Annotated in this window: 9 protein-coding genes and 1 pseudogene; 5 read left to right on the forward strand and 5 right to left on the reverse strand. The window is 63.3% G+C overall.

The window, feature by feature from the left end; genetic code table 11:
• Positions 1-257: 257 nt before the first annotated feature.
• A complete protein-coding gene (locus ACM6I6_RS20240; protein ID WP_414920621.1) occupies positions 258-716 on the reverse strand; it encodes an REP-associated tyrosine transposase in 459 nt (152 codons plus the stop codon).
• A gap of 218 nt (positions 717-934) precedes the next feature.
• Positions 935-1,321: a nuclear transport factor 2 family protein gene (locus tag ACM6I6_RS20245; protein ID WP_414920622.1), complete on the reverse strand. Its 387-nt coding sequence runs from the start codon at positions 1,319-1,321 to the stop codon at positions 935-937.
• Positions 1,322-1,581: 260 nt separating this feature from the next.
• Between ACM6I6_RS20245 and ACM6I6_RS20250 the strand changes: the two genes are divergently transcribed.
• Entirely contained in the window at positions 1,582-2,931 is a 1,350-nt protein-coding gene (locus ACM6I6_RS20250) for an amidohydrolase family protein (RefSeq protein ID WP_414920623.1), read from the forward strand.
• A gap of 11 nt (positions 2,932-2,942) precedes the next feature.
• Positions 2,943-3,389, forward strand: coding sequence for a GlcG/HbpS family heme-binding protein (locus tag ACM6I6_RS20255; RefSeq protein WP_414920624.1), 447 nt, complete (start codon positions 2,943-2,945; stop codon positions 3,387-3,389).
• On the opposite strand, the gene ACM6I6_RS20260 is transcribed toward ACM6I6_RS20255, so the two are convergent.
• Positions 3,386-4,309 carry a LysR family transcriptional regulator gene (locus tag ACM6I6_RS20260; protein WP_406592270.1) on the reverse strand — a complete coding sequence of 308 codons (924 nt, stop codon included), beginning with the start codon at positions 4,307-4,309 and terminating at the stop codon, positions 3,386-3,388. The two genes, ACM6I6_RS20255 and ACM6I6_RS20260, sit on opposite strands and share 4 nt — an antisense overlap.
• Positions 4,310-4,581: 272 nt before the next feature.
• On the opposite strand from ACM6I6_RS20260, the gene ACM6I6_RS20265 reads away from it, so the two are divergent.
• The gene (locus ACM6I6_RS20265; protein ID WP_414920625.1) at positions 4,582-13,224 is read left to right on the forward strand and encodes a GH36-type glycosyl hydrolase domain-containing protein; all 8,643 of its coding nucleotides are present in this window, start codon (positions 4,582-4,584) and stop codon (positions 13,222-13,224) included.
• 27 nt (positions 13,225-13,251) lie between these two features.
• On the opposite strand, the gene ACM6I6_RS20270 is transcribed toward ACM6I6_RS20265, so the two are convergent.
• Complete coding sequence (locus ACM6I6_RS20270) at positions 13,252-13,431, reverse strand: hypothetical protein (RefSeq protein ID WP_274078081.1); 180 nt, start codon at positions 13,429-13,431, stop codon at positions 13,252-13,254.
• 148 nt (positions 13,432-13,579) lie between these two features.
• On the opposite strand from ACM6I6_RS20270, the gene ACM6I6_RS20275 reads away from it, so the two are divergent.
• Entirely contained in the window at positions 13,580-14,308 is a 729-nt protein-coding gene (locus tag ACM6I6_RS20275; protein ID WP_274078080.1) for a Crp/Fnr family transcriptional regulator, read from the forward strand.
• Between the two features lie 14 nt (positions 14,309-14,322).
• On the forward strand, positions 14,323-15,480 hold the full coding sequence (gene ampC, locus ACM6I6_RS20280; protein ID WP_414920626.1) for a class C beta-lactamase: 1,158 nt from the start codon (positions 14,323-14,325) through the stop codon (positions 15,478-15,480).
• An 88-nt stretch (positions 15,481-15,568) separates the two neighbouring features.
• On the opposite strand, the pseudogene ACM6I6_RS20285 reads toward ampC, so the two are convergent.
• Positions 15,569-15,797: pseudogene (locus ACM6I6_RS20285) on the reverse strand (hypothetical protein); the annotation flags it as partial.

A 15,797-nucleotide genomic window follows, 5' to 3' on the forward strand; every position in this document is an offset into this window, starting at 1 on the left:
GGATTTGTTCCGCACCCAAGAATCCGCATGCAGCCCAAAACCTGTAGGAGCTGGCTTGCCAGCGATGGCGGCATAACGGCCACCATCGAATCGCCAGCAAGCCGGCTCCTACGGATTTGTGTCGTACCAACAATCCGCATGCAGCCCAAAACCTGTAGGAGATGGCTTGCCAGCGATGGCGGCATAACGGCCACCACCGAATCGCCAGCAAGCCGGCTCCTACGGATTTGTGTCGTACCAAAATTCAGCAACCACCCCTACAGCCATTTGGCGTCCCACAAAGGGTAATCATGTACTCGCCGGACAAGGCCGGCGCGTATGGGGTTGGCGATGACGTACCGGGCAACCGCCAGTAGATCCTCTTCGTAGCGAATGGCACGGTCGTGAAAGCCTTTTTGCCAAAGACATCCTGTTCGCCCCAGGTGAGTATTGATCGCTCTTGCGCTACGAGATTTGGTGGCCAGCATCAGCGCCGGCAAGGTGCCGTTCTTCAGCTCAACCAGCCAATGAAAATGGTCAGGCATGACCACCCAGGCCAGGGAATCCGCCTGGTCGTCAGTCTGTGCTTGTTGAAATTGCCGTACCAGGAGCCGCCCTGTCAGCCAATTGGTGAATAGCGGCTCGCGATTGCGGGTCACTGCGGTCAGCAGATAAATTTGCCCGGATTGGGAATAGCGCCCGGCGCGCAGGCGATTGGCGTGGGGAAGATCAGGCATTCCATTGCCCTCCTGTGTTCAAAACCGAAACACAAGGCTAGTGCGCCAGGATGAAGAGCGTTGTCACAGTTTGGTTCTGGATGTGACTATTCGGACGTTATCGTCGGAACGCCGCCCGCAGCAAGCCGCCTCCTACAGATTCGTGTACCGCCCAACAATCCGCAGGCACCCGAAAACCTGTAGGAGCTGGCTTGCCAGCGATAGCGTGCTGAACGAATTCAGTTAGGCGCACGTGTCCCATGGAACGAGCTGATCTGCCAACCCTCTGCGCCCAACGTCCAGACCTGCGTGGCAAAGCCGTCGCCGCGAATCGACTGCTCGCCACCGCGCTTGCGCAAGGTGTTGCATTGCGTGCCGGTCATCACCGCCAGGTACTCGCCGTAGAAGCGGATCTGCAACTCGCCACGCTCAATGTCCAGATACTGCACGGCGCTTTTTGCGTACTCCAGATAATCCGCCTTGCCTTGCACCAATCCGGTGGTGTGCACGTACACCAGGTCATCGGCGAACAGCTCGGCGACGCGTGGGTAGTCTTCTTCAACCAGGGCCCGGCGGCGTTCCTGCTCAAGTGCCAGGAGTTGGTTTTTTACGGCTGCGGTGGTCATGTCAATGGCTCTCTGTGGGTGATGAGCGCGCACCATAGACTTGCAATCCGACCCGTAAAAAATCGTCGATCACGATGCCAGCCATCGCCACTCGCGATACCCACCCCCTGATCTCACCCTGCGCCGCAAAGGCCCCGCCCCTAGTGGGATTGAGCAGCTATCGACGCCATCAATACCCGGCCATTGATGCAAGTTGCTGGTGGCGCCCGTGGCCGCGCCCTAGCCTCACTTTGCATAACAATCAGCCAAGTGAAAACGCCATGAATGCCCTGCACCTCAAATGCCAGACCCTGTTCGACGGTACTGGCCTGCATACCCGTCAACAGCAAACGCTGGTCGTGGAAAACGGCCTGCTGACCTACGTCGGCCCGACAGCCATGGCGCCGCAGCCACAAGCGGATGACAGCATTGTCGATGCCGGCGATAACTTTGTCATGCCAGGCCTGGTGGACGTGCATACCCACCTGGCCTTCGGCAACGCGCAGAGTGAAGAAGACATCGATATCTGGACCAGCGACGAATTCCGCGCGCTGCGTGGCATGTTCTTCGCCCAACATGTGCTGGCCGCCGGCGTGACCAGCATGGTTTGCCCGGGCGATAGCGGCCAGCTCAGCATTTCAGTGCGCAACGCAATTGCCGCTGGCCTGTTCGAGGGTCCGCGCATCGCGGCCAGCAGCCGGGTCATCACCAATCGGCAGAGCCTCAATGACTGGTTTCCGAGCCGCGTAGGAGCTCCGGAATACTTCACCGCGCGCCTGGTCACCAGCCGCAGCGAAGCCCTGGCAGAAATCCGCAAGCAGGCGAAGGATGGCGTAGACCTGATCAAGATCGCCATGGACGGCACCCATCGTCGCCCGAACGGCGAAATCATCGCGGCGTTCACCGCCGAAGAAACCTACGAGATGGTCAAAGAAGCCCATCGCCTGGGGTGCAAAGTAGCGACCCATGCCTATGGCCGTGAAGCGGTGATGTACGCCGCACGCGCGGGTGTCGATCTGGTGTTCCACGCCTTCTACATGGACGACGACTGTATCGAGGCCTTGCTCGAAGCGGGCAGTATCCTCGCGCCGACCATGACCTTCCCGCAGAACACCGTGGATTTTTGCCAGCCCCACGACCCGGCCATCACCACCGGGTACGCCGGTTACTGCGCGCGCACGCTGGAAGTCGGTTCGGCGGTGCTCAAACGTGCCAAGGCGGCCGGTGTGCCGTTCGCCTGTGGCAGCGACAGCGGTTTTGCCGTGACGCCTTATGGCGAGTGGCATGCCCGTGAGCTGGAACTGCTGGTCACGCGCCTGGACTTCACGCCCGCCGAAGCCCTGTATGCCGCCACCGCCACCGGTGCGCGCTGCATGCCGCGCGGTGAAACCATCGGTTCCCTGGAGGTGGGCAAACAAGCGGACTTCCTGTTGCTCGACGGTTCGCCGTTGCACGACATCCGCATCCTCCAGGACCGCTCGCGCCTCAAGGCCGTGTACAAGGCCGGTCAGCCGGTGCGCATGGAACGCAGCCCCTACAACCCCAAGCAAGTGTCCGATTTCAACTCGTTGAAGTGGACTGACCTGTACACCCGCGACCGGGTTACCCAACTGGGCAAGTGGGCCGTATGAGGATCGATGTCATGTACACACTTGATCTGACCACAGCCACCCAGATCGCCAGCAGCGCGATCCGCATCGCCCGGGAAACCGGGATCAACCCCCTGGCCGCCGCCGTGCTGGATGCAGCGGGTCATCCACTGGCGGTCCTGCGCGATGAACAGGCCAGTTTCCTGCGCCCACAGATCGCCACGGGCAAAGCGCGCGGCTGCCTGGGAATGGGCTTCGGCGGACGGGAACTGGCACCGCGTGCGCAGGCCATGCCGGCGTTTTTCGATGCGATCAACAGCCTGACCGGCGGCGAGGTGATTCCAGTCGCCGGCGGTGTGCTGATTCGAAATGCCGAGGGGAAAATTATCGGCGCCATCGGCATCAGTGGCGACACTTCGGACAATGATGAGCGCTGCGCCATGCAGGCGATCGACCAGGCCGGTTTGGTTGCCGATACCGGTGATCAGCCCGCGGGTTAATCAAGCGACGCGGCCTGCTCCAGCAACAGGCCGCGAAACCACATCAGCGCTGGATCGCGCTCTTGATACGGGTGCCATTGCAGCACCTGTACGGCGTCCGGAAAAGCCAGCGGTGCAGGGTGAATGCGCAGTGGATAACGCTGGGCAAAACGTTCTGCCTGCCGGCGAAACACAGTGGCAATTCGCGCGGTACCGACTATGAACTCCGGCATCAGCACGAAGCTTTCAACGGCCACGGCCACCCTCCGATGAACACCCAACTCATGCAGATGCACGGCATCCATGGCCAGGTTTCGCCCGTCGGCGAACTCACGCACCACATGTTCGGCGGCGCAGTAGCCCGTCAGGCTCAAACCCTCGGCGAACTGCGGCTGCTGCGCACAGACGATGCAACACAGCTGGTCACTCATCAAGGGTACGTGGGGGTAAGCAGGATTCAACCTGCGCTGCGGCACGATCACACAATCACTGCGCCGATAGTCGAGCGCTTCGCTGACCACGTCACCATCGCGCGGCACAGGCAAGTCGCGCAGGCTCAAACGCACACCCGGCGCGATGCGCGCCAACGCAAGACTGACCGCTGGCAACAGCACCCCGGCCACGTAATCGGAAGCCACCAAGGTGAATTGCCGGGTACAGGTGGCCGGGTCGAAATTCATCGGTGCATCGATAATCTCCCGCGTCAGGGCGAGGGCTTCCTGCACTTTGGGCATCAGCTCCAGCCCCAGGGCAGTGGGCTCCAGCCGCCGCCCGACCTGCACCAGCAACGGGTCATTGAAATGCTCGCGCAAACGTCCAAGTGCCGAGCTGGTTGCCGACTGGCCCAGGCACAGTCGTTCAGCGGCCCTGCTGACGCTGCATTCGCTCAACAGGGCATCGAGCGCTACCAGCAGGTTCAAGTCAAGACGTCGATACCGCATGCTGTTTCCGCTGCAAATGGATGGCAGTGGCAACTCTAATGACCCGGGTATAACTCCCACCAATCGCGTGCCGCGTTAGCAGGTATCGCGACGCAAGATACCTGCCTACACCGCCTATGTTCGCTACCGAACAGACTTCGCCCCCCTGAACACTTCACACTCGTCGGTGGAATGCTGCGCCCGGCGGCGCAATGCCCCGCACACCTAGCCTGGCGTAGAACCGCCTTCATTCCACATGCGCCCTGCCCTGCGCAGGTCGTACGAAGGATTTCATGGAAAATATCCTGACTCGCACACTGTCCAGCCTTTGGCGCTCACCGGCCATCTGGCTCAGGTGGAGTGCCGCGCGGCACAAGTTCGAGTACGAGCCCATCCTGCGTTCCGACCTGTTCAATGCGCAGCAGATGGCCGACCACGGCATCGTCCTGGCCCGCCAACATGTGCTCGGGCGTCTTTCCAGAAAGGACGCCTTGCTCGGCCGCCTGACCGACAACCAACTGCTGCTGGAACGTAGCTGCGCAGCGCTCAAGACCGTGCAACAGTCCAGTCGACGCGCCACCCCGGCGGCGGAATGGCTGCTGGACAACTTCTACCTGATCGAAGAAAACATCCGCACCGCCAGGACCCACCTGCCTGACGGCTACAGCCGCGAGCTGCCACGCCTGGCCGAAGGGCCCTCGGCAGGCCTGCCGCGGGTCTACGACATCGCCCTGGAAACCATCGCCCACGGCGATGGCCGGGTCGATGCGCCGAGCCTGGATTGTTTCATCGCCTCGTACCAGACCATCACGCCGCTGACCCTGGGCGAGCTGTGGGCCATCCCGATCATGCTGCGCCTGGCGCTGATCGAGAACCTGCGGCGCGTGGCGTCCCGGGTCATGGCCAACCGCGATGACCGCAACCTGGCCGATGACTGGGCCGATCGCCTGATCGAAATGGCCGAGCGCGACGCCAAGAGCGTGGTCTTGACCGTGGCCGACATGGCGCGCTCGGCGCCACCGATGACGCCAGCCTTCGTGGCCGAACTGGCGCGCCGCCTGCACGGGCAAAGCGCCGCGCTGATCTTGCCCATGGCGTGGATAGAACAAACCCTCGGTGAGGCCGGCCTGACCGTCGAACGCCTGGTGCAGATGGATGCCCAGCAGCAATCCGGTGACCAGGTGTCCATCAGCAACAGCATCGCCAGCCTGCGCTTGCTGGCGGCGACCGACTGGCGCGAGTTCGTCGAACTGCTCAGCCATGTCGAACAGGTCTTGTGCACCGACCCGGCCGGTGTCTACGCGAACATGGACTTCGCCACCCGCGATCGCTACCGCCATGTGGTCGAACGCCTGGCCCGGCATTGCGTGCAGTCTGAGGCCCAGGTGGCAGAAGCCGCCATCGAACTGGCCAACACCCCACAACCCGCCGGAGTGACCGGACACGTGGGCTATTACCTGGTGGCTGACGGGTTGTTCAGCCTGGAGCAGGCGCTGCACGCCAGCGTGTCGCCGCTCGAACGCTGGAAGCGAATGCTGCAGAGCGCCCCGCTGAAGTTCTACCTGTGCCCTGCTCTCCTGCTGACATTTTTGTTGGCCTGGCCCTTTCTCAGCAGCGCTTATCACAGCGGCACACCCATCTGGGGGCTGGTCCTGCTCGCGGTGCCCGCACTGTTGATGACCAGCCGCCTGGCGATAGGACTGGTCAACTGGCTGGTGACCCTCACCGTCGCCCCGTCGCTACTGCCCCGCCTGGATTACAGCAAGGGCATACCGACCGAGGCACGAACGCTGGTGGCGGTGCCGACGATGTTTGCCAACGCCGGCGACATCGAAGCCCTGGCGGAAGGCCTGGAAGTGCGCTTCCTGGCCAATCGCGATGACAACCTGCATTTCGCCCTGCTCAGCGACTTCATGGACGCCCCCGCCGAGGTGATGCCCGAGGACGGCGAACTGCTCACCCTGGCGCGCCAACTGATCGAGGCGCTCAACCACAAGTATGCCGATGGCCAGGTCGACCGGTTCTTCCTGCTGCACCGGCCCAGGCACTGGAGTGCTACAGAGCGGGTATGGATGGGGCATGAGCGCAAGCGCGGCAAACTCGCCGAGCTCAACGCATTGCTGCGAGGCAAAGGTCAGGATCGCTTTGCCTTGATTGTCGGTGATATCGCGCCCCTGAGTGCGGTGCGCTTCGTCATTACCCTGGACACCGATACCTTGTTGCCACGGGATGTCGCGCGCCAGTGTATCGGCACCATGATGCACCCGCTGAACCATCCGGTATTCGATGAAAAGAGCGGCAGGATCGTCAGCGGTTACGCCATCCTCCAGCCACGGGTGGGCATCAGCCTGCCGAGCACGGCACGCTCGACCTACGCCCGCCTGTTTGGCAGCGATGCCGGTATCGACCCGTACACCCGCGCCGTTTCCGATGTGTACCAAGACCTGTTCCACAACGGTTCCTTCATCGGCAAGGGCATCTATGCGGTCGACGCCTTCGAACAGGCGCTCGAGGGTTGCCTGCCCGACAACCGCATCCTCAGCCATGACCTGATCGAAGGCTGCTATGCCCGCTGCGGACTGCTCAGCGATGTGCAGCTGTATGAGGAATACCCGTCGCGCTACAGCGCCGATGCCAAGCGCCGCCACCGCTGGATTCGCGGCGACTGGCAAGTGCTGTACTGGGCCCTGCCGTGGGCCCCGAAACCCCAGGGAGGGTTCGCGGCCAATCGCCTGAGCAACCTGGCCCGCTGGAAAATCTTCGACAATCTGCGCCGCAGCCTGGAACCAGGCGCCTTCCTCGCGATGCTGGCATGGGGCTGGCTGGGTACGAACGAGGCCGCCTCCTGGACGTTGGCGGTGGTGATACTGGTCTGCCTGCAACCCGTGCTGCAGTCGGTGCTGGCGCTGGTGCAGAAAGCGGCCGATATTCCATTGGGGCAACACCTGACGGCGGCCCTGCACACCTCGGGCCAGCATTTCATGCGGGCGCTGTTGTCGATTGTCTGGCTGCCCTCCGATGCGTTGCTGAGCTTCGACGCGATTGGCCGCTCGCTGTGGCGCATGCTGATCAGCAAGCGTCGCCTGCTGCAATGGCAGCCTTCCCGTGAGGTGGAGCGCTCCAGTGGCAACGATCTGGCCGGCATGTATAAAAGCCTGTGGATTGCTCCTGCTTTGGCGCTGCTGCTGTTCGCGGCCCTGCTCTCCTCTCCCCATGTACTTGCACTCGCGGCACCTTTGCTGCTGGTGTGGCTGGCGAGCCCGGCGATTGCCTGGTGGATCAGCCTGCCGACCACACCGACAGGGTTCAGTCCATCCGCGCAGGACCTGCGCTTCCTGCGCATGCTGTCACGCCAGACCTGGGCGTTCTTCGATCGTTATGTGGGCCCCGAGGACAACTGGTTGCCGCCGGACAACGTCCAGGAAATACCCAAGCCGACCATTGCCCATCGGACTTCACCGACCAACATGGGCATGGCCTTGCTCTCGCACCTGGCGGCCCACGATTTCGGCTATCTGAGCAGCGGGCGCCTGCTTGAACGCATCAACGCCACCCTTGAATCCATGGCCGGCCTTGAGCGGCATCAGGGGCACTTCTACAACTGGTACGACACCCAGACACTGCAACCGTTGGCACCTCGGTACGTATCCACCGTCGACAGCGGCAACCTGGCGGGCCTGTTGCTCACCTTGCGGCCGGGGCTGTTGGGATTGATTGACACGCCCCTGTTCGATCGACGCAGCCTTGGCGGCCTGGGCGACACTCTCGATGTGCTGCAACAGGCGTTGGAAGGTGCAGGCCTCGATGACCGTGCCGTGCTCGAACTGAGGGCGAAGGTGGAATCGGCCAGCGTCCAGGACAACCTCCTGCAACTGCTCGATCAGGCACAGGCCCTGGCGATCGACAGCCCTGCCAGCGCCGCTGAAGAAGTCCACTACTGGCTGCAGGCATTGCAGATGCAGTGCGCGGATCTGCGCGCAGAGTGGCTGCGTTTCGAGCTGCCGCGGGCACCCACCCAGGCCAAGGCACTCACCCTGCGGCACATGGCCGAGCTCGATATCACGCTGTGGCTGCCCGACGATCAGGCGCAAGTGCAGGTGGTACAAACCCTGGCTCGCGCCCGAATCAGCCAGCTCGAGCACCTGGCCGAACTGTCCGCGTCTCTGGCGAGCATGGACTTCACTTTCCTCTACGATGCCCAGCGCGACCTGTTCTCGATCGGCTACAACGCCGACGAACGCCGGCTGGACAACGGCTACTACGACCTGCTCGCGTCAGAGGTGCGCCTGACCAATTTCGTGGTCATCGCCCAGGGCCAGCTGCCGCAACAGGCCTGGTTCACCCTCGGGCGTTTGCTCAGCAACAATCGCGGGGTGCCGGTGCTGTTGTCCTGGTCCGGCTCGATGTTCGAATACCTGATGCCCAACCTGATCATGCCCAGCTATGAAGGCACGCTGCTGGAGCAGACCTGCCGCGCGGCCGTGGCCTTGCAGATCGAGCATGGCAACCAGCTGGGCATCCCCTGGGGCGTGTCCGAGTCGGGTTACAACACCCTGGACGGCCACTTCAATTATCAGTATCGGGCCTTTGGTGTGCCAGGCCTTGGCCTCAAGCGCGGGCTGGCCGAGGACACCGTGATTGCGCCGTACGCCAGCGCCCTGGCGCTGATGGTCGAGCCGCAAGCGGCCTGCCGCAACCTGCAACGCCTGGCGACCCAGGGCTCTGCCGGCCGTTATGGCCTGTACGAAGCGGTCGACTACACCGAGGCACGCCTGCCCCGGGGCCAGCGTTATGCGGTGGTGCGCTCGTTCATGGCGCACCACCAGGGCATGAGCCTGCTGGCCTTGACCAGCCTGCTGCTGGACCGGCCCATGCAGCGCCGATTCGAGTCGATTCCGGCCTTTCAGGCGACCCTCTTGCTGCTGCAGGAACGCGTGCCGAAAACCGCCGCGCCCTACCTGCATGCGACCCACGACCCTGCCACGGGGGACAATGCCGGGACCCAGGAAACCAGGCTTCGCGTGTTCGCCGATCCCGGGCGCAAGCGCCCCGCCGTCCAGCTGCTGTCCAACGGCCGTTATCACGTGATGCTCAGCAGTGCCGGCGGCGGTTACAGCCGCTGCAACGACATCGCCGTGACCCGCTGGCGTGAAGATGCGACCCGCGACAACTGGGGCATGTTCTGCTACCTGCGCGATGTCAGCAGCGGCGTGTTCTGGTCCTCGGCGCACCAGCCGACCCTGCACCGGCCTGAAAGCCATGAGGCGATTTTCAGCGATGCCCGGGCCGAGTTTCGGGTTCGCGAGCTCGACTTCGATACGCACACCGAGATCGTCGTGTCGCCCGAAGACGACATCGAATTGCGCCGGCTGCACATCACCAACCGCGGCCGCGTACGGCGTAGCGTGGAGATCACCACCTACGCCGAGGTGGTCCTGGCGCCGGCCATCAGTGATGCCATGCACCCGGCCTTCAGCAACCTGTTCGTGCAGACCGAACTGCTGCCGGCGTTGCAGGCTATCGTCTGCACCCGCAGGCGCCGTTCCACTGAGGAAGCCGTGCCCTGGATGTGCCACCTGATGGCGGTCCATGGCGCGGACATCGACGCGATTTCCTACGAGACCGATCGCGCACGCTTCATCGGCCGCGGGCGCGACGTTGCCGCACCGGCGGCACTCGATGGCCACGTCCAGCAGCTGTCCGGCACTGCCGGTTCGGTGCTGGACCCGATCGTCGCGATCCGCTGCCGCATTACCCTGGAACCCGGGCAAACGGCGACCATCGACCTGGTGACCGGCGTGGCGGACAGCCGTGAGGGTTGCCTGTACCTGATCAACAAATTCCGCGACCGTCACCTCGCTGATCGCGTCTTCGACCTGGCTTGGACCCACAGCCAGGTGTTGCTGCGCCAACTCAATGTAACGCCGGAAGATGCCCGCCTGTTTGAACAGATGGCCGCGTCGATCCTCTACGCCAACGCCTCGTTGCGCACGGAAAACAGCGTATTGATGGCCAACCGACGCAATCAATCGAGCCTCTGGGGCCAGGCGATCTCCGGCGACCTGCCCATCGTGCTGTTGCAGATCGCCACCGTCGAGAACATCGAGCTGGTGCAGCAGATGGTCAAGGCCCATGCCTACTGGCGACAAAAAGGCCTGATGGTCGATCTGGTGATCTGGAACGAAGACCAGGCGGGCTATCGCCAGCAACTCCAGGACTTGATCATGGGGGTGGTGACATCCGGCAGCGAAGCCTCGCTGATTGACCATCCCGGGGGCATCTTCGTGCGGCCGGCCCAGCAGTTGTCGAACGAGGACCGCACGTTGATCCTGTCGGTGGCGCGCCTGGTGCTGAGCGAAAGCAAAGGCAGCATTGCCGAACAGCTTCAACGGCGTCACGCCAGCCCGGTGTCCCCGGCGCTGGTCCCCACCCTCAAGCGCCAGGCCAAGACTACGGCGACCACTGCCCTGCCCGCCCTCGACGGTTTGCTGCTGGGCAACGCCTATGGCGGCTTCAGTGCCGATGGCAGCGAGTACGTCATGACCCTGCAGCCTGGCAAGCCGACGCCGGCGCCATGGGCCAACGTGTTGGCCAACCCGCACTTCGGCTCGGTGATTTCCGAAAGCGGTGGCGCCTACACCTGGATGGAAAACGCCCACGAATTTCGCCTGAGCCCTTGGCATAACGACCCGATCACCGACGCCAGCGGCGAGGCGATCTATGTGCGCGATGAAGAAACCGGGCATTTCTGGTCGGTGACGCCACAGCCTTGTCCCGGCACTGGCGAGTACCGCACCCGGCACGGCTTCGGCTACAGCGTGTTCGAGCACGATGAAGACGGCATCCACACCGAGCTGTGGGTGTATGTGGCGCTGGATGCTTCGATCAAGTTCTCGCATCTGCAGATTCGCAATCGCTCGGGCCGCCCAAGGCGCCTGTCGACCACCTGTTATGTGGAGTGGGTGCTGGGCGACCTGCGCAGCAAATCGGCGATGCATGTGGTGACGGAAGCCGACCCCACCAGCGGCGCATTCTTCGCCAGGAACGCCTATTCGATCGAGTTTGGCGAACGGGTGGCGTTTCTCGATACCGACTCGACCGACACCAGCATCAGCGGCGATCGCACCGAGTTCGTCGGCCGCAACGGCAGCCTCAAGGCACCCGCCGGACTGCAGCAGGCACGCCTGTCGGGCCGCACCGGTGGCGGCTTCGATCCTTGCGCGGCGATCCAGGTGGCCCTGGATCTCGACAGCGGTGAAGAGCAGGACGTGGTCTTCCGCCTCGGTGCAGCCAGGGACACGACGTCCGCCCTGCGCCTGGTTCATCAATACCGCGGCCTGGCCGCGGCCACCGCGCAACTGGAGGCGGTACGCGAGCACTGGCGTTCGCAGCTGGACGTGATCCAGGTCCAGACCCCCGACCCGAGCATCGATGTGATGGTCAATGGCTGGCTGATGTACCAGGTGATCGCCTGTCGCTTCCAGGCCCGCAGTGGCTACTATCAGTCCGGCGGCGCCATCGGCTTTCGCGATCAACTGCAGGACAGCATGGCGATGCTCCATGCCGATCCCCCCAGCGTGCGTGCCCACCTGTTGTTGTGTGCGGCCCATCAATATGCCGAAGGTGACGTGCAACATTGGTGGCACCCGCCGCTGGATCGCGGTGTGCGCAGTGGCTGTTCCGACGATTATCTGTGGCTGGCGTTGGCGACCAGTCACTATGTGAGCGTCACCGGCGACCTCAGCGTGCTGGCCGAGCCCGTGGGCTACCTTGAAGGCCGCCCGCTCAATGCCGGGGAAGAGTCTTACTACGACCTGCCGGGTAAGTCGCACCTCGAAGAAAGCCTCTATCAGCATTGCGTGCGCGCCATCGAACACAGCCTGCCGCGCGGCAGCCACGGCCTGCCCCTGATCGGCACCGGCGACTGGAACGACGGGATGAACCGGGTCGGCCACCTGGGCCAAGGGGAAAGCGTGTGGCTGGGGTTCTTCGGCTTTGATGTCCTGCAGCGCTTCGCCCTCACTGCCCAATTGCACGGCGACCCTGTGTTCGCACAGCGTTGTACCCAGCAGGCCGCCCTGCTGCAGTCGAGTCTGGAGGCGCATGCCTGGGACGGTGCCTGGTACCGGCGCGCCTGGTTTGACGACGGCCAGCTCCTGGGCTCGGCCGACAATGACGAGTGCCGCATCGACTCGATCGCGCAAAGCTGGTCGGTACTCTCGGGGGCCGCCCCGCAAGCGCGGCGACGCACGGCCATGTCTTCGCTCGAGCAGCACCTGGTACGCCCCGACACCGGCGCGGTGCTGCTGCTCGATCCGCCTTTCGACACAGGCACCCTGGAGCCCGGTTACATCAAGGGCTACGTGCCGGGCGTGCGGGAGAATGGCGGCCAGTACACCCACGCCGCGGTCTGGGCCGGCATGGCGTTCGCCGAGCTAGGCGACAACGCCAGGGCCTGGCGGTTGCTCGACATGATCAACCCTGCAGGGGGTGAAGTCGCCAGCCGGCTGGAGACCTACAAGGTCGAGCCCTATGTCATGGCGGCCGACGTCTATGGCACGCCGCCCCATGCGGGCCGCGGGGGTTGGACCTGGTACACCGGGTCGGCCGGCTGGATGTACCGTTTCATCGTCGAGTCATTGCTCGGTTTGCAGCGTGTCGGCACTGCATTGCATATCGAACCGCTGCTGGCGCAGGGCTGGCCTGGCTACACGCTGCGCTACCGCTATGGGGCGACGACCTACCATATCGATGTGCGCCCTGGCACGACCAGCACACTGGTGATCATGCTGGACGGCGAGCTGCTGGGCCAGGACGCGCTGCAATTATCAGATGACGGCAGGGACCATCAGGTGCTGGTGACCTGCCCGGTAAAAGCGCAGCAGGCGCAAATGCCTGGCTACATCAGCACCGTCGAAGCCGATCTGGAGCGTTGAGATCCAGCGCGCTGGGTGGAACAGGGTTCAGGCGTTACTGCCCGGGCCCTGGTGGTGCGGCTGCACCGCGTCGCTCAGTTTGCTGTGAACCGGTTGGTCGGCCGCCTGCCCGTGCTTGGGATGCAGGGGTGGTGGCGTGCTTTGTGGTTGCTTCGCAGTGGGCTTGCCAGGGCCCTGGCGAAGATTCGGATCAATATGTTTGCTCATGGCCATCTCCAACGTCCGGCGCTGCAGAGGCAGCGTCGCTCCCTTGAGCATTGCAGATGGCAGCGGCGACGTCGGTGCGTTGCCCCGCATAGTGTGCTTTGGAGTAACCTGTCCCCCTCAGGGAATTTTCCTTCGAAGGGTGGCTGATATGTTCGCTGTACCCAAGCCACAACAGAACTACCTGCTGGCAGCGCTTCCGGCGTCATCGCTGGACCGCCTGCTGCCCCACCTCGAGCTGGTCGAGTTGCCCCTTGGCCAAGTGCTCTACGAGTCCGGCGGCGCCCTGCGCCACGTCTACTTCCCCACCGATTCCATCGTGTCGCTGTTGTACGTAATGGAGAACGGCGCCTCGGCCGAGATCTCGGTGGTCGGCAACGAAGGCCTGATCGGCGTTGCGGTCTTCATGGGCGGCGAAAGCACGCCGAGCCGCGCCGTTGTGCAAAGCGCCGGGCATGCCTACCGCCTGCCCGGCCAGCAACTCAAGGACGAGTTCAACCGCCACGAAGAAATGCTCCTGCTGATGCTGCGCTACACCCAGGCGCTGATCACGCAAATGGCCCAGACGGCGGTGTGCAACCGCCACCACTCCATCGACCAGCAGCTGTGTCGCTGGTTGCTGTTGTCCCTCGATCGCCTGCCCGGCAATGAACTGACCATGACCCAGGAACTGATCGCCAACATGCTCGGCGTACGCCGCGAAGGCGTGACCGACGCGGCCGGCAAGCTGCAGCGCCTGGGGGTCATCGAATATACTCGGGGCCACATCAAGGTCCTGGACAGGACTCGTCTCGAGGAGCTGAGTTGCGAATGCTACGCCGTGGTCAAAAAAGAAACCGAACGCCTGCTGCCCTATTTTCCAATGCGGCGCGACAAGTGAATGGAGCGATACCCATGACGGACACGGTCAATCTCGGAAGATTGAAGATTCTGGCCGCCTGCGTTGCGATGCTCGCGGCAGGCCAGGCCCTCGCCCAGGACCCGCTCGAATCGATCGTCAGCAACGCCGTGCGCCCGGTCATGCAAGCGCAAGGCATCGCCGGCATGGCCGTGGCCGTCACCCTCAACGGCAAACCGCACTACTTCAACTATGGCCTAGCCTCAAAAGAGACCGGCAGCCCGGTGACCCAGGACACTCTGTTCGAGATCGGCTCGGTCAGCAAAACCTACACCGCCACCCTCGCCGCCTACGCCCAGGCCACCGGCAAACTGGCATTGACCGACAAGGCCAGCAAGGTACTGCCGGCCCTGCACGGCAGCGCGTTCGACCACATCAGTGTGCTGCAGCTGGCCACCTACACCGCCGGCGGCCTGCCGCTACAATTCCCGGCCGAGGCGGATTCGGCGGACAAGATGCTCGGCTACTACCAGCAGTGGAAGCCGGCATACGCCGTCGGCAGCCACCGCCTGTATTCGAACCCCAGCATCGGTTTGTCCGGCTACCTCGCCGCCCAGGCACTGGGCCAGCCCTTCAATGTCTTAATGGAAAACACCTTCCTGCCCAAGCTCGGTCTGAAACACACCTGGCTCAACGTGCCGCAGGATCAAATGGCGCTGTATGCCCAAGGCTACAACAAGGCCGACAAACCCGTACGGGTCGGGCCAGGGGCGCTGGATGCCGAAGCCTACGGCGTGAAAACCAGTGCGGCGGACCTGATCGCTTTTGTCCAGGCCAACCTGCAACCGGCCAGCCAGGAAAAACCCCTCCAACAGGCGATCGCCTTGACCCATACCGGTTACTACAGCGTCGGCGACATGACCCAGGGGCTTGGGTGGGAGATGTATCGCTATCCGGTCACTCTCGATCGCCTGCTGGCGGGGAATTCGACGGCGATGGCCATGCAGGCGCATCAGGTTCAGTGGCTGAATCCGCCGCAACCGCAGGCTGAAGATGTGCTGCTCAACAAGACGGGTTCAACCGGTGGGTTTGGGGCTTACGTTGCGTATGTGCCGTCGAAGGATATGGGGGTTGTGATTCTGGCTAATAAGAACTATCCGAATGAGGAGCGGGTGAAGATTGCTCATCAGATATTGGAGTCTTTAGCCCTGTAGGAGCCGGCTTGCTGGCGATGGCGGACGAACAGCCGACACCGTTGTCGCCTGACGAACCGCTATCACCAGCAAGCCCTGCCCTCCATAATCAAAGCGGCACTTTTTCACCCTTGCCCAAAAAGATCTGCGTCGGCAACTTGAAGCCACGCAACTTGAGCAGCGCCATCGGCCCTGCCCCCAGTTCGGTGCGCAGATACCAGGTCAGGCCAATGCCATCGGGCGCCTTGAGCACCATCCGAAAACGGCTGTCGCCGTCATCCAGTGGCGTGACTTGGGCCTGCTCCAGCAGGCGGATCAGGCCCCAGGTGCCCGGGTAG

This window comes from Pseudomonas sp. IT-P218 (assembly GCF_949767605.1).
In the GTDB taxonomy this organism is placed as follows: Bacteria; Pseudomonadota; Gammaproteobacteria; order Pseudomonadales; family Pseudomonadaceae; genus Aquipseudomonas; species Aquipseudomonas putida_AE.